Genomic DNA, 17,473 nt, shown 5'->3' on the forward strand with positions numbered 1-17,473 from the left:
ATTTATGTTTCTTAGCGTCATTACTGTCGCCTTTCGTAACTACGAAGGGGTGGTAAAAACCTGGCGCTCGCTGCGCAACCTGGCGCGCGATCCGAGCCTCACCTTTGAGTGGATCGTGGTTGATGGCGGTTCGAACGACGGTACGGCTGAGTTTCTGGAAAAACTCAACGGTGAGTTCAACTTACGTTATATCAGCGAGAAAGATAAAGGCATTTACGACGCGATGAATAAAGGCATCGCGATGGCGCAGGGACGTTACGCCATCTTCCTGAACTCCGGCGATGTGTTCCATGACGACGTGGCCCTGTTTGCCCGTCAGCTCGCCCGCCAGAAAGAGGACGCCTTGTATATTGGCGATGCACTGCTCGATTTTGGTGACGGAAATAAAGTGCTGCGCAGCGCCAAGCCGGGCTGGTATATCTACCACAGCCTGCCGGCCAGCCATCAGGCCATTTTCTTTCCGGTCGAGGGCCTGAAAAAACAGCCTTACGATTTGCAGTATAAAGTGTCTTCAGATTATGCACTAACTGCCAGCTTGTACAAATCAGGTTATCCATTCCGTCGTATTAAAGGACTGGTATCTGAATTTTCCATGGGCGGTGTGTCAACCTCAAATAATCTGGAATTGTGCCAGGATGCAAAAAACGTGCAGCGTAAAATATTACGCGTGCCGGGGTTCTGGGCGGAATTGTCTTATTTTTTACGCCTGAAAACGACAGGTAAAGCGAAAGCCTTATATAACAAAGCCTGAAATATAAGGAAGCCTAATGCAGGAACTTAATGGATTCTCCGTGCCGAAAGGCTTTCGGGGCGGGAACGGTATTAAGGTGCAGTTGTGGTGGGCGGTTCAGGCGACATTATTTGCCTGGTCTCCGCAAATACTGTACCGCTGGCGAGCCTTTTTATTGCGTCTCTTTGGCGCAAAAATCGGAAAAAACGTAGTGATTCGCCCCTCGGTGAAAATTACCTATCCCTGGAAATTAACGCTTGGGGATTACGCCTGGGTAGGGGATGACGCGGTGCTATATACCCTGGGCGAGATTACGATTGGCGCAAATTCGGTGGTGTCGCAGAAGTGTTATTTGTGCACCGGCAGCCACGATTTTATGAGTCAGCATTTTGATATTACCGCTTCACCAATTGTGATTGGTGAAAAATGCTGGCTGGCAACGGATGTCTTTGTTGCACCTGGCGTTTCTGTTGGCGATGGCACGGTAGTCGGTGCCCGCAGCAGCGTTTTTAAATCGCTACCGGCAAATACAATTTGCCGTGGCAACCCCGCAGTGGTGATACGCGAACGCGTTGAAACTGAAAAACTTTGATAAGTACAGAGGAATATAAACATGTCTAAAGTCGCTCTCATCACCGGCGTTACCGGACAAGATGGTTCTTACCTGGCAGAACTGCTGCTGGAAAAAGGGTATGAAGTACACGGTATTAAACGTCGTGCCTCTTCGTTCAACACCGAGCGTGTCGATCATATCTACCAGGATCCTCATGCGGCGAACCCGAAATTCCACCTGCACTATGGCGACCTGACCGACACGTCCAACCTGACCCGCATCCTGCAGGAAGTGCAGCCGGATGAAGTCTACAACCTGGGCGCGATGAGCCACGTTGCGGTCTCCTTCGAATCCCCGGAATACACCGCCGACGTTGACGCCATGGGCACCCTGCGTCTGCTGGAAGCCATTCGCTTCCTGGGCCTCGAGAAGAAAACCCGTTTCTACCAGGCGTCCACCTCCGAGCTGTATGGCCTGGTGCAGGAAATTCCACAGAAAGAGACCACGCCGTTCTACCCGCGCTCTCCGTATGCGGTTGCTAAGCTCTACGCCTACTGGATCACCGTGAACTACCGTGAATCCTACGGCATGTACGCCTGTAACGGCATTCTGTTCAACCACGAATCTCCGCGTCGCGGCGAAACCTTCGTGACCCGCAAAATCACCCGCGCGATCGCCAACATCGCTCAGGGGCTGGAATCTTGCCTGCACCTCGGCAACATGGACTCCCTGCGCGACTGGGGCCATGCGAAAGACTACGTGAAAATGCAGTGGATGATGCTGCAGCAGGACAAACCAGAAGACTTCGTGATCGCGACCGGCGTGCAGTATTCCGTGCGTCAGTTCGTTGAAATGGCTGCCGCACAGCTGGGCATCAAACTGCGCTTCGAAGGTACCGGCGTGGAAGAGAAGGGCATTGTGGTTTCCGTGACGGGTCACGACGCACCGGGCGTGAAGCCGGGCGACGTTATCGTTCAGGTTGACCCACGCTACTTCCGTCCTGCTGAAGTGGAAACCCTGCTGGGCGACCCAACCAAAGCGCACGAGACCCTGGGCTGGAAACCCGAGACCACTCTGCAGGAGATGGTTTCCGAGATGGTGGCCAAAGACCTTGAAGCAGCGAAAAAACACTCCCTGCTCAAGTCTCATGGCTACGAGGTTGCCATCGCGCTGGAGTCCTGAGAATGACAAAACAACGTATTTTTGTCGCCGGTCATCGCGGAATGGTGGGTTCCGCGATTGTGCGCCAGCTCGAGCAGCGCGGTGACGTAGAGGTGATTGTCCGCACCCGCGACGAGCTGAACCTGCTCGACAGCCGTGCGGTACAGGACTTCTTTGCTAACGAACGCATTGACCAGGTGTATCTGGCGGCGGCGAAGGTGGGCGGCATTGTTGCCAACAACACTTACCCGGCGGATTTCATCTACGAGAACATGATGATCGAGAGCAACATCATTCACGCGGCGCACCTGCACAACGTGAACAAGCTGCTGTTCCTCGGCTCATCCTGTATCTACCCGAAAATGGCGAAGCAGCCGATCGCCGAGAGCGAGCTGCTGCAGGGCACGCTTGAGGCGACCAACGAGCCGTACGCGATTGCCAAGATTGCCGGGATCAAGCTGTGTGAGTCTTACAACCGTCAGTACAACCGCGACTATCGTTCGGTGATGCCGACCAACCTGTACGGACCGCACGACAACTTCCACCCGAGCAATTCGCACGTGATCCCGGCGCTGCTGCGCCGCTTCCACGAGGCGACCGCCGAGAACGCGCCGGACGTGGTGGTGTGGGGCAGCGGCACGCCGATGCGTGAATTCCTGCACGTGGACGACATGGCTGCGGCCAGCATTCACGTGATGGAGCTGGATCGCGAGGTGTGGCAGGAGAACACCGAGCCGATGCTGTCGCACATCAACGTCGGTACCGGCGTGGACTGCACCATTCGCGAGCTGGCGCAGACTATCGCGCAGGTAGTGGGCTACAAAGGCCGCGTGGTGTTTGACGCCACCAAGCCGGACGGTACGCCGCGCAAGCTGCTGGACGTGACTCGTCTGCATCAGCTGGGCTGGTATCACGAGGTGTCACTGGAGCAGGGGCTGGCCAGCACCTACCAGTGGTTCCTGGAAAACCAGCACCGCTTCCGGGGGTAATGATGTTTTTAAGTCAGGAAGATTTTGCCACGGTAGTGCGTTCTACTCCGCTGATCTCAATCGATCTGATCGTGGAGAACGAACGCGGCGAGTTCTTGCTGGGGAAACGAACCAATCGTCCTGCACAGGGCTTTTGGTTCGTGCCCGGCGGGCGCGTGCAGAAGGATGAGCGGCTTACCGATGCGTTTGAGCGTCTCACTCTGGCGGAGCTGGGCCTGCAGCTGCCGATGGCGGCGGGCCAGTTTTACGGGGTCTGGCAGCACTTCTATGACGATAACTTTTCAGGCACCGGGTTCTCCACGCACTACATCGTGCTGGGGTTCCGCCTGAAGGTGAGCGAGGCAGATCTGCATCTGCCTGATTCTCAGCATGACGACTACCGCTGGCAGACGCCAGAGGCGCTGCTGGCGAGCGACAACGTTCACGATAACAGTCGAGCGTACTTCCTCGCAGAACGTCAGTCCGGGGTGCCGGGTTTATGAAGATCCTTGTGTATGGCATTAACTATTCGCCGGAATTAACCGGCATCGGGAAATATACCGGCGAGATGGTTGAGTGGATGGCGAGCCAGGGACATGACGTGCGGGTCATTACCGCGCCGCCGTATTATCCGGAGTGGAAGGTGGGCGAGCGCTACTCAAGCTGGCGCTACCGCCGCGAAGAGGGCGCAGCGACCGTGTGGCGCTGCCCGCTCTACGTGCCAAAACAGCCTTCGACGCTGAAACGTTTAATTCACCTGGGCAGCTTTGCCCTGAGCAGTTTTTTCCCGCTGATGGCGCAGCGTCGCTGGAAGCCGGATCGCATTATCGGCGTGGTGCCGACGCTGTTTTGCACGCCGGGCATGCGCCTGCTGGGCAAACTTTCCGGCGCGCGCACCCTGCTGCACATTCAGGATTATGAAGTGGACGCCATGCTCGGCCTGGGAATGGCGGGCAAGGGCAAGGGCGGCAAGGTGGCGAAGCTCGCCAGCGCCTTTGAGCGCAGCGGGCTGCACAACGTGGATTACGTCTCGACCATCTCGCGCTCGATGATGAACAAGGCGCAGGAGAAAGGCGTCCCGGCGGAGAAAGTCATTTTCTTCCCGAACTGGTCCGAAGTGGCGCGTTTCCGCGATGTGACCGAACAAGACGCGCATGCGCTCCGCGCCAGGCTCGGATTGCCTGAAGATCAAAAAATCATTCTTTACTCGGGCAACATCGGCGAAAAGCAGGGGCTGGAGAGCGTCATTGAAGCGGCGCAGCAGCTTAGCGAACATCCGTGGACGTTTGTGATTGTCGGGCAGGGCGGTGGAAAAGCGCGGCTGGAAAAAATGGCCCTCGAACGCGGCCTGACCAACGTGAAATTTTTCCCGCTTCAGTCTTACGAGGCGCTGCCTGCCCTGCTGAAGATGGGCGACTGCCATCTGGTCGTGCAAAAGCGCGGCGCGGCGGACGCGGTGCTGCCGTCCAAGCTGACCAACATTCTGGCGGTGGGCGGTAACGCGGTGATTACGGCAGAAGCCGAAACAGAATTAGGCCAGCTGTGTAACAGCTATCCCGGCATTGCCGTTTGCGTGGAGCCGGAATCCGTTCCCGCGCTGGTAGCCGGTATTGAGCAGGCACTCGCCATGCCAAAAGAAAACACGGTGGCACGTGAATATGCCGAACGCACGCTCGAAAAAGAGAACGTGCTGAGCCAATTTATTGCAGATATACGGGGATAAATCATGAGTCAAACCACGTTGTATCCGGTTGTGATGGCAGGTGGCTCTGGTAGCCGTTTGTGGCCGCTGTCCCGCGTGCTCTATCCAAAACAGTTCCTCTGCCTGAAAGGGGACCTCACCATGCTGCAAACGACGGTCAACCGTCTGCACGGCGTGGAGTGTGAAAGTCCGGTCGTTATTTGTAACGAACAGCACCGTTTTATCGTTGCCGAGCAGCTGCGCCAGCTGAACAAACTCACAGAAAACATCATTCTGGAGCCTGCCGGTCGTAACACCGCCCCAGCGATCGCCCTGGCTGCGCTGGCGGCAAAACGCAGCAGCCCAAACTGTGACCCGCTGATGCTGGTACTGGCGGCTGACCACGTCATTCAGCAGGAAGAGGCGTTCCGCGATGCGGTTCGTGCGGCCATTCCTTACGCGGAAAGCGGCAAGCTGGTGACCTTCGGCATCGTGCCGGACCTGCCGGAAACCGGCTATGGCTACATCCGTCGCGGCAGCGTGACGCCGGGTGAAGGCGACAGCGTGGCGTTTGACGTGGCGCAGTTCGTCGAAAAACCGAACCTGGAAACCGCGCAGGCCTACGTGGCCAGCGGGGAATATTACTGGAACAGCGGCATGTTCCTGTTCCGCGCCGGACGCTACCTGGAAGAGCTGGAAAAATACCGTCCGGACATCCTGCGCGCCTGCGAGAAAGCGATGGCGGTGGTGGATCCTGACCTCGACTTTATTCGTGTGGATGAGCAATCCTTCCTCGCCTGCCCGGAAGAGTCCATTGACTACGCGGTCATGGAGCGCACGGCGGATGCCGTGGTGGTTCCGATGGACGCTGGCTGGAGCGATGTGGGGTCCTGGTCATCCCTGTGGGAGATTAGCGCCCATACCCCGGAGGGTAACGTCCATCACGGTGATGTGATTAGCCACAAAACGGAAAACAGCTACGTTTATGCCGAATCTGGCCTGGTCACCACGGTTGGGGTGAAGGACCTGGTGGTCGTACAGACCAAAGATGCGGTGCTGATTGCCGACCGTAACGCCGTGCAGGACGTTAAAAAAGTGGTTGAACAAATCAAGGCCGATGGCCGTCACGAGCACCACATTCACCGCGAAGTTTACCGCCCGTGGGGCAAGTATGACTCCATCGACTCCGGCGACCGCTATCAGGTGAAGCGTATTACCGTGAAGCCGGGGGAAGGACTGTCGGTACAGATGCACCACCATCGCGCCGAGCACTGGGTGGTGGTGGCGGGAACCGCAAAAGTCACCATCGACGGCGAAATCAAACTGCTGGGCGAAAACGAATCCATCTACATTCCGCTGGGGGCCACGCACTGTCTGGAGAACCCGGGGAAAATTCCGCTCGACTTAATTGAAGTGCGCTCCGGTTCGTATCTGGAGGAGGACGATATCGTTCGCTTCCAGGATCGTTACGGACGGGTGTAGCGCCTCTGCTTCCTGCCCGGTGGCGCTGCGCTAACCGGGCCTACGAATGAAAAAAAAGAATTTGGCCATTAATTGGTCAGGGCCAACTGTTGCCTGAAAAAGGGGTCATCATGGAAAAGTTAACCTGTTTTAAAGCCTACGATATTCGCGGCAAGCTGGGCGAAGAGCTGAATGAAGACATTGCGTGGCGCATTGGCCGCGCATACGGCGAATATTTAAAGCCACAAACTATCGTGCTGGGCGGCGACGTGCGCCTGACCAGCGAGTCCCTGAAGCTGGCTCTGGCGAAAGGGCTGCAGGATGCGGGCGTGGACGTGCTGGATATCGGCCTTTCCGGCACCGAAGAGATCTATTTTGCCACCTTCCACCTGGGCGTGGACGGCGGTATTGAAGTGACCGCCAGCCACAACCCGATGGACTACAACGGCATGAAGCTGGTGCGCAAGGGCGCGCGTCCGATCAGCGGCGATACCGGTCTGCGCGACGTGCAGCGTCTGGCGGAAGCCAACGATTTCCCGCCGGTGAACGACGCGAAGCGCGGCAGCTACACGCGTATCAACTTGCAAAAAGAGTACATCGACCACCTGCTGGGCTACATCAACGTGGCAAACCTGAAGCCGCTGAAGCTGGTGATCAACTCCGGTAACGGCGCGGCCGGTCCGGTGGTGGATGCCCTGGAAGCCCGCTTTAAGGCGCTGAACGTGCCGGTTACCTTCATCAAAGTGCATAACACCCCGGACGGCAACTTCCCGAACGGTATTCCTAACCCGCTCCTGCCGGAGTGCCGCGACGACACCCGTAACGCGGTGATTGAGCACGGTGCCGATATGGGGATCGCCTTTGACGGTGACTTCGACCGCTGCTTCCTGTTCGACGAAAAAGGGCAGTTCATCGAGGGCTACTACATCGTCGGCCTGCTGGCGGAGGCCTTCCTCGAGAAAAACCCGGGAGCGAAGATCATTCACGACCCGCGCCTCTCGTGGAACACCGTCGACGTGGTGTCCGCGGCGGGCGGTACGCCGGTGATGTCCAAAACCGGCCACGCCTTTATCAAAGAACGCATGCGTGAAGAAGACGCCATTTACGGCGGCGAGATGAGCGCTCACCACTACTTCCGTGATTTTGCCTACTGCGACAGCGGGATGATCCCGTGGCTGCTGGTGACAGAGCTGCTGTGCCTGAAAGGGCAGACCCTGGGCGAGCTGGTGCGTGACCGCATGGCGGCCTTCCCGGCGAGTGGGGAGATCAACAGCAAGCTGGCGCAGCCTGCCGACGCGATTGCCCGCGTGGAGCAGCACTTTGCCATCCACGCGCTGGAAATTGACCGTACCGACGGCATCAGCATGGCGTTCCCGCAGTGGCGCTTCAACCTGCGCTCGTCCAATACCGAGCCGGTAGTGCGCCTGAACGTGGAATCCCGTGCCGACACGGCGCTGATGGAAGCCCGAACGAAGGACATTCTGGCGCTGTTGAATCAGTAATATTTGCCCCTCCCGGTGGGAGGGGGAATCGAATACAGGAACAACGATGACGAATCTAAAAAAACGCGAACGAGCGAGAACGAATGCATCGTTAATCTCTATGGTGCAGCGTTTTTCTGATATCACCATCATGGTCGGCGGATTGTGGGCGGTGTGTCGGGTTAGCGGGCAACCGTTCTTATATATGCATCTGCTGATGGCATTGATTGCGCTGGTCGTGTTTCAGATGATCGGCGGGATGACCGATTTTTACCGCTCGTGGCGTGGGGTGAAAATCACCACCGAGCTGATGCTGTTGCTGCAAAACTGGACCTTAAGCCTGATTTTCAGCGCCGGGCTGGTGGCATTCAGCCATGATTTTGATAACCGCCTCGTGACCTACCTCTGCTGGTACCTGTTGACCAGCGTGGGCATGGTTGTCTGCCGTTCGCTGATCCGCTTCGGTGCGGGCTGGCTGCGCAATCGGGGTTACAACAGACGCTATGTGGCCGTCGCAGGGGATCTGCCCGTCGGTCAGGTGCTGCTCGACAGCTTCCGCAAAGAGCCGTGGTTAGGTTTTGAAGTGGTGGGGATCTACCACGACGCGAAGCCGGGCGGCGTCCCGTCTGAGTGGGCTGGCAACTACGAGCAGCTTATCGACGACGCGAAAGCAGGGAAGATCCACAACGTCTATATCGCCATGCAGATGAAAGACGAATCCCGCATTAAGAAACTGATGCGCGAGCTGGCGGATACCACCTGTTCGGTGATCCTGATCCCGGACGTCTTTACCTTCAACATCCTCCATTCCCGCATTGAAGAAGTGAACGGCGTGCCGGTTGTGCCGCTGTACGATACGCCGCTGTCCGGCATTAACCGCGTGCTCAAGCGCGCGGAAGATATTGTTCTCTCTTCGCTGATCCTGCTGCTGATTTCGCCCGTGCTGTGCTGCATTGCGCTGGCGGTGAAAATCAGCTCACCCGGGCCGATTATCTTCCGCCAGACACGCTACGGCATGGACGGCAAGCCGATCATGGTGTGGAAATTCCGCTCCATGAAGGTGATGGAAAACGACAAGGTGGTGACCCAGGCGACGCAGAACGATCCGCGCGTGACCCGCGTGGGGAACTTCCTGCGCCGGACCTCGCTGGACGAGCTGCCGCAGTTCATTAACGTCTTCACCGGCGGCATGTCGATTGTTGGACCGCGTCCTCACGCGGTAGCCCATAACGAGCAGTACCGCTCGCTGATTGAAGGCTACATGCTGCGCCACAAGGTGAAGCCAGGCATCACCGGCTGGGCGCAGATCAACGGCTGGCGCGGCGAGACCGATACGCTGGAAAAAATGGAAAAACGTATTGAGTTCGATCTGGAGTACATCCGTGAGTGGAGCCTCTGGTTCGATATCAAGATTGTTTTTCTGACCATCTTCAAAGGCTTCGTGAACAAAGCGGCGTACTAAGATGAGCTTACGTGAAAAAACCATCAGCGGCGCCAAGTGGTCGGCCATGGCCACCGTCGTCATCATTGGCCTTGGGCTGGTGCAGATGACGGTGCTGGCGCGGATTATCGATAACCATCAGTTCGGCCTGCTGACCGTCTCGCTGGTGATTATCGCGCTGGCCGATACGCTGTCTGACTTCGGGATCGCCAACTCGATTATCCAGCGCAAAGAGATCAGTCATCTGGAGCTGACCACGCTCTACTGGCTGAACGTGGGGCTGGGGATTTTCGTCTTCGTTCTGGTGTTCCTGCTGAGCGACACCATCGCCAGCGTGCTGCATAACCCGGATCTCGCTCCGCTGATGCGTACGCTGTCGTTTGCTTTTGTGGTGATCCCGCACGGGCAGCAGTTCCGCGCGCTGATGCAAAAAGAGCTGGAGTTCAACAAGATCGGCATGATCGAGACCAGCGCCGTGCTGGCGGGCTTTACCTTCACCGTGGTGAGCGCCCATTTCTGGCCGCTGGCGATGACCGCCATCCTTGGTTATCTGGTGAACTCGGCCGTGCGTACGCTGCTTTTCGGCTACTTTGGCCGGAAGATTTACCGTCCGGGGCTGCATTTCTCGCTGGCGTCCGTCTCGTCCAACCTGCGCTTTGGCGCGTGGCTGACCGCGGACAGCATTATCAACTACGTCAACACCAACCTCTCGACGCTGGTGCTGGCGCGTATTCTGGGCGCGAGCGTGGCGGGGGGCTATAACCTGGCCTACAACGTCGCGGTCGTACCGCCGATGAAGCTGAACCCGATTATCACCCGCGTGCTGTTCCCGGCGTTTGCCAAGATTCAGGACGACACCGAAAAGCTGCGCGTTAACTTCTACAAGCTGCTTTCCGTAGTGGGGATTATTAACTTCCCGGTGCTGCTGGGGCTGATGGTGGTGTCCAGCAACTTCGTGCCGCTGGTGTTTGGTGAGAAGTGGAACGGCATCATCCCGATCCTGCAGCTGCTGTGCGTGGTAGGGCTGCTGCGCTCTGTGGGTAATCCGATTGGTTCCCTGCTGATGGCAAAAGCGCGCGTGGACATCAGCTTTAAGTTCAACGTGTTCAAAACCTTCCTGTTTATTCCGGCGATTATCGTCGGCGGGCATATGGCGGGCGCTATCGGCGTCACGCTGGGCTTCCTGCTGGTGCAGATCGTCAATACCGTTCTGAGCTACTTCATCATGATCAAGCCGGTGCTGGGCTCCAGCTACCGTCAGTACATCCTGAGCCTGTGGCTGCCGTTTTATCTCTCCTTACCCACGCTTGCGGTCAGCTATGGCCTGGGCGTGGTGCTCAGCGGTCATCTGCCGCTGGCGGCGCTGCTGGCGGTTCAGGTCGCCGCAGGCGCGCTGGCGTTCGGCGTGATGATTGTGCTGTCACGCAATGCGCTGGTGGTTGAGATGAAGCGCCAGTTTTGCCGTAACGAAAAAATGAAAACGCTGCTTCGCGCAGGCTAATTTTAAGAGGCCATTATGAAATTACTTATTCTTGGCAACCATACCTGCGGCAACCGTGGCGACAGCGCCATCCTGCGCGGTTTATTGGATGCAATTAACACCCTTGAGCCTGAGACAGAAGTGGATGTGATGAGCCGTTATCCGGTCAGCTCATCCTGGTTACTGAACCGCCCGGTGATGGGCGACCCGCTCTACAGCCAGATGAAACAGCACAACAACGCCGCGGGCGTGATGGGGCGCGTGAAGAAAGTTCTGCGCCGTCGCTACCAGCATCAGGTGCTGCTTTCCCGCGTGACCGACACCGGCAAGCTGCGCAACATCGCCATTGCCCAGGGCTTTACGGATTTTGTCCGCCTGCTCTCCGGCTATGACGCCATTATTCAGGTCGGCGGTTCGTTCTTCGTCGACCTGTACGGCGTGCCGCAGTTTGAGCATGCGCTCTGCACCTTTATGGCGAAAAAGCCGCTGTTTATGATCGGCCACAGCGTCGGGCCATTCCAGGATCCGCAGTTTAACCAGCTGGCGAACTACGTCTTCGGCCACTGCGACGCGCTGATCCTGCGCGAGTCCGTGAGCCTGGACCTGATGAAGCGCAGCGAGATCGACACGTCAAAAGTTGAGCACGGCGTGGACACCGCCTGGCTGGTGGATCACCAGGTCGATAATTTCCAGCCGAGCTACGCGGTACAGCACTGGCTCGACGTGGCGGCGAAACAGAAAACCGTCGCCATCACCCTGCGCGAGCTGGCGCCTTTTGATAAACGTCTTGGCACCACGCAGGCGGCCTACGAGAAAGCCTTCGCCGACGTGGTGAACCGCGTGCTGGACAGCGGCTACCAGGTGCTGGCGCTCTCCACCTGTACCGGGATCGACAGCTACAACAAAGATGACCGCATGGTGGCGCTTAACCTGAGTCACCTGGTGAACGACCCGTCGCGCTACCACGTGGTGATGGACGAGCTGAACGACCTGGAGATGGGCAAACTGCTCTCCGCCTGTGACCTCACCGTCGGCACGCGCCTGCACTCGGCCATTATCTCCATGAACTTCGGCACGCCGGCGATTGCCATTAACTACGAGCACAAATCGGCGGGCATTATGCAGCAGCTCGGCATGCCGGAAATGGCGGTGGATATTCGTCATCTTCTCGACGGTTCTCTGGGTGCCATGGTCGGCGACACGCTGGGACAGCTGCCGGCGATTAACGAACGCCTGGCCGTGGCGGTGAAAGCCGAGCGCGATAAAGGGATCGGCATGGTGAAATCGGTGCTCGACCGCGTCGGGGAGGGGAAATGAAGGTTGGTTTCTTCTTACTGAAATTTCCGCTGTCGTCTGAGACCTTTGTACTGAACCAGATCACCGCGTTTATCGATATGGGATATGACGTGGAGATTATCGCCCTGCAAAAGGGCGATACGCAAAACACCCATGCGGCGTACACCCAGTATGGGCTGGAAGCCAAAACCCGCTGGCTGCAGGATGAGCCGGGCGGGCGGCTGAACAAACTGCGCTACCGCGCCAGCCAGACGCTGCGCGGGCTGCATCGTCCCTCGACGTGGCGGGCGCTGAACGTGTCACGCTACGGGGCGGAATCCCGCAATCTGATCCTCTCCGCCATTTGCGGACAAACGGCGCAGCCGTATCGTGCGGATGTGTTTATCGCCCACTTCGGCCCGGCGGGCGTGACCGCCGCGAAGCTGCGCGAGCTGGGGGTGATTGACGGCAAAATCGCGACCATTTTCCACGGTATCGATATCTCCAGCCGGGAAGTGCTGAACCACTACACCCCGGAGTATCAGCAGCTTTTCCGCCGCGGTGACATGATGCTGCCCATCAGCGAACTGTGGGCCGGTCGGCTGAAAAAGATGGGCTGCCCGAGCGAAAAAATCACCGTTTCGCGGATGGGCGTCGATATGGAGCGCTTCACCCAGCGCCCGGTGAAGGTGCCGGGGAAACCGCTGCAGATTATCTCGGTCGCGCGTTTAACCGAGAAGAAAGGGCTGCACGTCGCGATTGAAGCCTGCCGCCAGCTAAAAGCGCGTGGGGTGGATTTCCACTATCGCATTTTAGGTATCGGCCCCTGGGAGCGCCGACTGCGCACGCTGATCGAACAGTACCAGCTGGAAGGCTACGTGGAGATGCCGGGCTTCAAGCCAAGCCATGAGGTGAAGGCGATGCTCGACGAGGCGGACGTTTTCCTGCTGCCCTCCGTGACCGGCGCGGACGGTGATATGGAAGGTATTCCGGTCGCGCTGATGGAGGCCATGGCCGTGGGGATTCCTGTTGTGTCGACGCTGCACAGCGGGATCCCGGAACTGATCAGGTCTGAATATTCCGGCTGGCTGGTGCCTGAAAATAATGCTTTCGCCCTGGCCGACCGCTTAGCGGCCTTCAGCGACATCGACCAGCAGGAGCTGGTACCGGTGTTGCAAAATGCCCGACAAAAAGTCGAAACAGAATTTAACCAGCAGGTGATTAATCGCCAGTTAGCGAGCCTGCTGCAAACGCTGTAACGCCGAGGTTGTATGCTGAAAAAGATTACCCGACGCCATTTTGTCTCTTCCTTATCCGTCCTGGCGGCAATGCCGCTGCTTTCGCCGCGCGCCGTGCGGGCGGCCACAGGGAGGACGGTCTCCGTGGAACTGTACAACAACAGCGACTGGATCGCCGCCTTTAAGCAGGCGTTTTCCGAGGCCGACACCGTTGTGGTACCCGCCGATCTCGTCTGTGGCAACATCAATACCGGTATTTTCATCCCCGACGGTAAAACGCTCCTGATACGGGGTGGGCTCAAAGGCAACGGGCGCGGGCGCTTTGTGCTCCAGGAAGGCAGTAAAGTCATCGGTGAGGGCGAAGGGCGCACGCACAACATCACGCTGGATGTCCGCGGCTCCGATTGCGTCATCAAAGGCCTGGCGATGAGCGGCTTTGGCCCCGTCACGCAGATCTACATCGGCGGCAAAAAGCCGAGGGTGATGCGCAACCTCCTCATCGATAATATCAACGTGAGCCAGGCCAACTACGCCATTTTGCGACAGGGCTACCATAATCAGGTGGACGGTGCGCGCATTACCAACAGTCGATTTAGCCACCTGCAGGGTGACGCGATTGAGTGGAACGTGGCGATCAACGACCGTAACATTCTGATCTCTGACCATGTGATCGACAACATCAACTGCACCAACGGTAAAATCAACTGGGGGATTGGCATCGGGCTTGCGGGCAGTACCTACGACAATGACTACCCTGAAAAGCAAACCGTGAAGAACTTCGTGGTGGCCAATATAACGGGCAGCAACTGTCGTCAGTTAGTTCATGTCGAAAACGGTAAACACTTTGTTATTCGCAATATTAAGGCTAAAAACATTACCCCCGACTTCAGCAAAAAAGCGGGAATAGATAACGCCACGGTAGCGATTTACGGCTGTGATAATTTCGTTATTGATAATGTCGACATGGTCAATAGCGCTGGAATGTTAATCGGTTACGGCGTAATTAAAGGCAACTACCTGTCGATACCGCAGAATTTTAAGCTCAACGATATTCGCCTGGATAATCGGCAACTTGCCTATAAGCTGCGCGGAATACAAATTTCATCCGGCAACGCGACCTCGTTTGTCGCCATCACCAACGTTGACATGCAGCGCGCAACGCTTGAGCTGCACAACAAGCCTCAGCATCTTTTCTTGCGTAACATCAACGTGATGCAGGAAGCGGCCGTGGGGCCGGCGCTGAAAATCAAATTTGATTTGCGTAAGGACGTGCGGGGCAAGTTTATGGCCAAAGACGAAACGCTGCTGTCGCTGGCGAACGTTAAGGCCGTCAATGAAAAAGGGCAAAGCTCGGTGGACATTGACCGGGTTGACCAGCATGTTGTGAATACGGAACGGCTGAATTTTGCGCTGCCGGGAAGATAATCACCCGCCGGTAATTTTTGCGACGATTCCTGGTTGGATAATGCGATCTATTCAGATTACAACTACTGTAATTTGTGGTGCCTGGGCGTAACATGAATCCAGAATTACAGCAAAACGTACTGGCGAAAACAGGTTTAAAAGCTATAATTCGTCAACCATTTTAAGGTGGAAGATATAATGATTAATTTGAAAGCAGTCATTCCGGTAGCGGGTCTGGGCATGCATATGCTGCCAGCCACCAAGGCAATTCCTAAAGAGATGCTGCCGATCGTCGACAAGCCGATGATTCAGTACATCGTCGACGAGATTGTTGCTGCAGGGATCAAAGAAATCGTTCTGGTCACGCACTCCTCGAAGAATGCGGTTGAAAACCACTTCGACACCTCTTATGAACTCGAAGCGTTGCTTGAGCAGCGCGTGAAGCGTCAGCTGTTGGCAGAAGTACAGTCTATCTGCCCGCCTGGCGTGACCATCATGAACGTGCGTCAGGCGCAGCCGCTGGGTCTGGGCCACTCGATTCTGTGCGCGCGTCCGGTCGTGGGTGATAACCCGTTCATCGTCGTTCTGCCGGACATCATCATTGATACCGCGTCTGCGGACCCGCTGCGTTACAACCTGGCGGCAATGGTGGCACGCTTCAACGAGACGGGCCGCAGCCAGGTGCTGGCGAAGCGCATGAATGGCGATCTCTCTGAGTACTCTGTCATTCAGACGAAAGAAGCGCTGGAAACGGAAGGGCAGGTGAGCCGCATTGTTGAGTTCATCGAAAAGCCGGATCAGCCTCAGACGCTGGACTCCGACCTGATGGCCGTTGGCCGCTATGTTCTGAACGCGGATATCTGGGCCGAGCTGGAAAAAACGGAGCCAGGTGCCTGGGACCGTATCCAGCTTACCGATGCGATAGCTGAGCTGGCGAAAAAACAGTCCGTAGATGCCATGCTGATGACCGGCGACAGCTACGACTGCGGTAAGAAAATGGGGTATATGCAGGCGTTTGTGAACTACGGCCTGCGTAACCTGAAGGAAGGGGCGAAGTTCAGAAGCCGCATAGAGAAGCTGCTGGCTAACGACTGATTTGTCTCTGTCTGTTTGAATAAGCGGCAGTTATCATTTGGTATGTGTAAACATAACCAAAATGGTAACTGCCGCTTTTCGTTATTAATTCTAGTGATAACATGGAGTTATCTGATTCAAATGTGGACTGATTTGTAACGATTTGTGCTTGTTTCTGAATCCATTTAGGACGACAATTAACGGCAGTTTTTGTCTTTAATCAGACTACAAAATCATTCAAAAAAAACGTTGCTCAGTGCACTGGTAGCTGTTAAGCCAGGGGCGGTAGCGTGCAATAAATCACAGCTTTCTGCGTAGCCTGAGCTTTGTTACACTTACAATACGTGCACTTCTCGGAACGTTAGGTTAGATATCGAACATATTAGGTGAAAATTCACAATGATGAAAAAAGTTTTGATTGTTTTTGGGACTCGGCCTGAAGCAATAAAAATGGCTCCTTTGGTTACTGAAATCAAAAATAATCCGCAGCTGAATCTTAAGGTATGTGTAACAGCGCAGCACAGAGAAATGTTGGATCAGGTACTGGATTTATTTGAAATTACGCCTGACTATGATCTTAATTTAATGAAAGCAGGGCAGAGCCTTAACGATATTACCTCGGCTATTCTTATCAATCTTAAACCAATACTGCAAGAGTTCCAGCCTGATATTGTACTGGTGCATGGTGATACAGCGACCACCTTTGCTGTGAGTTTAGCAGCATATTATGAGAAAGTTGCTATTGGTCATGTAGAAGCGGGTTTACGTACGGGAAATATATATTCACCTTGGCCAGAAGAAGCCAATCGAAAACTGACATCTGTTTTAACAGATTATCATTTTGCACCTACAGAGTCTTCAAAAGCGAACCTAATTAAAGAAGGCTACAATGCAGATAAAATCATTGTTACCGGGAATACAGTGATTGATGCATTGCATATGGCAAAGGACAAAATTGACAATAATCCTGCTCTGGTAAGTAAGCTTGAAGCGAGTTTCCCTTTCTTATCTGCTGATAAAAAAATGATATTAGTAACAGGCCACCGTCGCGAAAGTTTCGGGCGCGGTTTTGAAAATATTTGTGAGGCGTTAGCAACACTGGCAACACAGCATAACAATGTACAGATTGTCTATCCTGTCCATATGAATCCAAACGTTAGAGAGCCTGTTAATCGTATCCTTGCTGGTATCAATAATGTTCATCTTATTGAGCCGCAACAGTATCTGCCTTTTATATACCTAATGGACAAATCTTATCTGATATTGACGGATTCAGGCGGGATCCAGGAAGAAGCGCCTTCATTAGGTAAGCCTGTTCTAGTGATGCGTGATACAACTGAAAGACCGGAAGCCATCCAGGCGGGGACTGTTAAGCTTGTTGGTACAGATAAGAGGCGTATTGTTGATGAAGTTAATGAGCTTCTCGAGTCTAAAGCTGCCTATAACGTGATGAGTTTCGCCCATAATCCCTATGGTAATGGGACTTCTTCAAAAGTAATTGTTGACACACTTACCTCAAAATAAAT

The 17,473-nt window shown here is 55.5% G+C and carries 15 protein-coding genes; all 15 read left to right on the forward strand.

Annotation, left to right across the window (positions count from 1 at the left end):
• The first annotated feature begins 4 nt into the window (after nucleotides 1–4).
• The 15 genes from wcaE to wecB all read left to right on the forward strand — a co-directional run bounded on the left by wcaE (nucleotide 5) and on the right by wecB (nucleotide 17,471).
• Nucleotides 5–751, forward strand: a complete 747-nt coding sequence (gene wcaE / locus KK102_RS10585) for a colanic acid biosynthesis glycosyltransferase WcaE (protein WP_089598071.1) — start codon at nucleotides 5–7, stop codon at nucleotides 749–751.
• Between the two features lie 16 nt (nucleotides 752–767).
• Nucleotides 768–1,322, forward strand: coding sequence for a colanic acid biosynthesis acetyltransferase WcaF (gene wcaF, locus KK102_RS10590; RefSeq protein WP_010431937.1), 555 nt, complete (start codon nucleotides 768–770; stop codon nucleotides 1,320–1,322).
• A 21-nt stretch (nucleotides 1,323–1,343) separates the two neighbouring features.
• The gene (gene gmd, locus KK102_RS10595; RefSeq protein WP_088208132.1) at nucleotides 1,344–2,465 is read left to right on the forward strand and encodes a GDP-mannose 4,6-dehydratase; all 1,122 of its coding nucleotides are present in this window, start codon (nucleotides 1,344–1,346) and stop codon (nucleotides 2,463–2,465) included.
• 2 nt (nucleotides 2,466–2,467) lie between these two features.
• Nucleotides 2,468–3,433 (forward strand): GDP-L-fucose synthase, encoded by a 966-nt coding sequence (gene fcl / locus KK102_RS10600; RefSeq protein WP_024908102.1) that lies wholly within the window; start codon nucleotides 2,468–2,470, stop codon nucleotides 3,431–3,433.
• A gap of 2 nt (nucleotides 3,434–3,435) precedes the next feature.
• Nucleotides 3,436–3,915 (forward strand): GDP-mannose mannosyl hydrolase, encoded by a 480-nt coding sequence (locus tag KK102_RS10605; protein ID WP_216357677.1) that lies wholly within the window; start codon nucleotides 3,436–3,438, stop codon nucleotides 3,913–3,915.
• On the forward strand, nucleotides 3,912–5,135 hold the full coding sequence (gene wcaI, locus KK102_RS10610) for a colanic acid biosynthesis fucosyltransferase WcaI (RefSeq protein WP_126546218.1): 1,224 nt from the start codon (nucleotides 3,912–3,914) through the stop codon (nucleotides 5,133–5,135). The genes KK102_RS10605 and wcaI overlap by 4 nt, the downstream gene beginning before the upstream one ends.
• Before the next feature lie 3 nt (nucleotides 5,136–5,138).
• Nucleotides 5,139–6,575 (forward strand): mannose-1-phosphate guanyltransferase, encoded by a 1,437-nt coding sequence (gene cpsB, locus KK102_RS10615; RefSeq protein ID WP_216357543.1) that lies wholly within the window; start codon nucleotides 5,139–5,141, stop codon nucleotides 6,573–6,575.
• A 110-nt stretch (nucleotides 6,576–6,685) separates the two neighbouring features.
• Nucleotides 6,686–8,056 (forward strand): colanic acid biosynthesis phosphomannomutase CpsG, encoded by a 1,371-nt coding sequence (gene cpsG / locus KK102_RS10620; RefSeq protein WP_216357544.1) that lies wholly within the window; start codon nucleotides 6,686–6,688, stop codon nucleotides 8,054–8,056.
• A gap of 46 nt (nucleotides 8,057–8,102) precedes the next feature.
• Nucleotides 8,103–9,497 carry an undecaprenyl-phosphate glucose phosphotransferase gene (wcaJ, locus tag KK102_RS10625; protein WP_126546220.1) on the forward strand — a complete coding sequence of 465 codons (1,395 nt, stop codon included), beginning with the start codon at nucleotides 8,103–8,105 and terminating at the stop codon, nucleotides 9,495–9,497.
• A gap of 1 nt (nucleotide 9,498) precedes the next feature.
• Nucleotides 9,499–10,977: a colanic acid undecaprenyl disphosphate flippase WzxC gene (gene wzxC / locus KK102_RS10630; RefSeq protein ID WP_216357545.1), complete on the forward strand. Its 1,479-nt coding sequence runs from the start codon at nucleotides 9,499–9,501 to the stop codon at nucleotides 10,975–10,977.
• A gap of 15 nt (nucleotides 10,978–10,992) precedes the next feature.
• On the forward strand, nucleotides 10,993–12,273 hold the full coding sequence (gene wcaK, locus KK102_RS10635; protein ID WP_216357546.1) for a colanic acid biosynthesis pyruvyl transferase WcaK: 1,281 nt from the start codon (nucleotides 10,993–10,995) through the stop codon (nucleotides 12,271–12,273).
• Complete coding sequence (gene wcaL / locus KK102_RS10640) at nucleotides 12,270–13,490, forward strand: colanic acid biosynthesis glycosyltransferase WcaL (protein WP_100165927.1); 1,221 nt, start codon at nucleotides 12,270–12,272, stop codon at nucleotides 13,488–13,490. Before wcaK ends, wcaL begins: the two co-directional genes overlap by 4 nt.
• Nucleotides 13,491–13,502: 12 nt before the next feature.
• Complete coding sequence (gene wcaM / locus KK102_RS10645; RefSeq protein WP_216357547.1) at nucleotides 13,503–14,894, forward strand: colanic acid biosynthesis protein WcaM; 1,392 nt, start codon at nucleotides 13,503–13,505, stop codon at nucleotides 14,892–14,894.
• A 177-nt stretch (nucleotides 14,895–15,071) separates the two neighbouring features.
• On the forward strand, nucleotides 15,072–15,968 hold the full coding sequence (gene galF, locus KK102_RS10650) for a GalU regulator GalF (protein ID WP_216357548.1): 897 nt from the start codon (nucleotides 15,072–15,074) through the stop codon (nucleotides 15,966–15,968).
• Between the two features lie 378 nt (nucleotides 15,969–16,346).
• Nucleotides 16,347–17,471 (forward strand): non-hydrolyzing UDP-N-acetylglucosamine 2-epimerase, encoded by a 1,125-nt coding sequence (gene wecB / locus KK102_RS10655; protein ID WP_276516118.1) that lies wholly within the window; start codon nucleotides 16,347–16,349, stop codon nucleotides 17,469–17,471.
• The last annotated feature ends 2 nt before the right edge of the window (nucleotides 17,472–17,473 follow it).

Origin of the sequence: Enterobacter quasimori, assembly GCF_018597345.1 — a bacterium.
GTDB classification, from domain to species: Bacteria; Pseudomonadota; Gammaproteobacteria; order Enterobacterales; family Enterobacteriaceae; genus Enterobacter; species Enterobacter mori.

Excerpts from the sequence above, each read along its gene's own strand:
- wcaJ (WP_126546220.1), top strand. The coding sequence starts at position 8,103 with ATGACGAATCTAAAAAAACGCGAACGAGCGAGAACGAATGCATCGTTA.
- wcaE (WP_089598071.1), top strand. The coding sequence starts at position 5 with ATGTTTCTTAGCGTCATTACTGTCGCCTTTCGTAACTACGAAGGGGTG.
- wcaL (WP_100165927.1), top strand. The coding sequence starts at position 12,270 with ATGAAGGTTGGTTTCTTCTTACTGAAATTTCCGCTGTCGTCTGAGACC.
- gmd (WP_088208132.1), top strand. The coding sequence starts at position 1,344 with ATGTCTAAAGTCGCTCTCATCACCGGCGTTACCGGACAAGATGGTTCT.
- galF (WP_216357548.1), top strand. The coding sequence starts at position 15,072 with ATGATTAATTTGAAAGCAGTCATTCCGGTAGCGGGTCTGGGCATGCAT.
- wcaF (WP_010431937.1), top strand. The coding sequence starts at position 768 with ATGCAGGAACTTAATGGATTCTCCGTGCCGAAAGGCTTTCGGGGCGGG.
- cpsB (WP_216357543.1), top strand. The coding sequence starts at position 5,139 with ATGAGTCAAACCACGTTGTATCCGGTTGTGATGGCAGGTGGCTCTGGT.
- wecB (WP_276516118.1), top strand. The coding sequence starts at position 16,347 with ATGATGAAAAAAGTTTTGATTGTTTTTGGGACTCGGCCTGAAGCAATA.
- KK102_RS10605 (WP_216357677.1), top strand. The coding sequence starts at position 3,436 with ATGTTTTTAAGTCAGGAAGATTTTGCCACGGTAGTGCGTTCTACTCCG.
- wcaK (WP_216357546.1), top strand. The coding sequence starts at position 10,993 with ATGAAATTACTTATTCTTGGCAACCATACCTGCGGCAACCGTGGCGAC.
- fcl (WP_024908102.1), top strand. The coding sequence starts at position 2,468 with ATGACAAAACAACGTATTTTTGTCGCCGGTCATCGCGGAATGGTGGGT.
- wcaI (WP_126546218.1), top strand. The coding sequence starts at position 3,912 with ATGAAGATCCTTGTGTATGGCATTAACTATTCGCCGGAATTAACCGGC.
- cpsG (WP_216357544.1), top strand. The coding sequence starts at position 6,686 with ATGGAAAAGTTAACCTGTTTTAAAGCCTACGATATTCGCGGCAAGCTG.
- wcaM (WP_216357547.1), top strand. The coding sequence starts at position 13,503 with ATGCTGAAAAAGATTACCCGACGCCATTTTGTCTCTTCCTTATCCGTC.
- wzxC (WP_216357545.1), top strand. The coding sequence starts at position 9,499 with ATGAGCTTACGTGAAAAAACCATCAGCGGCGCCAAGTGGTCGGCCATG.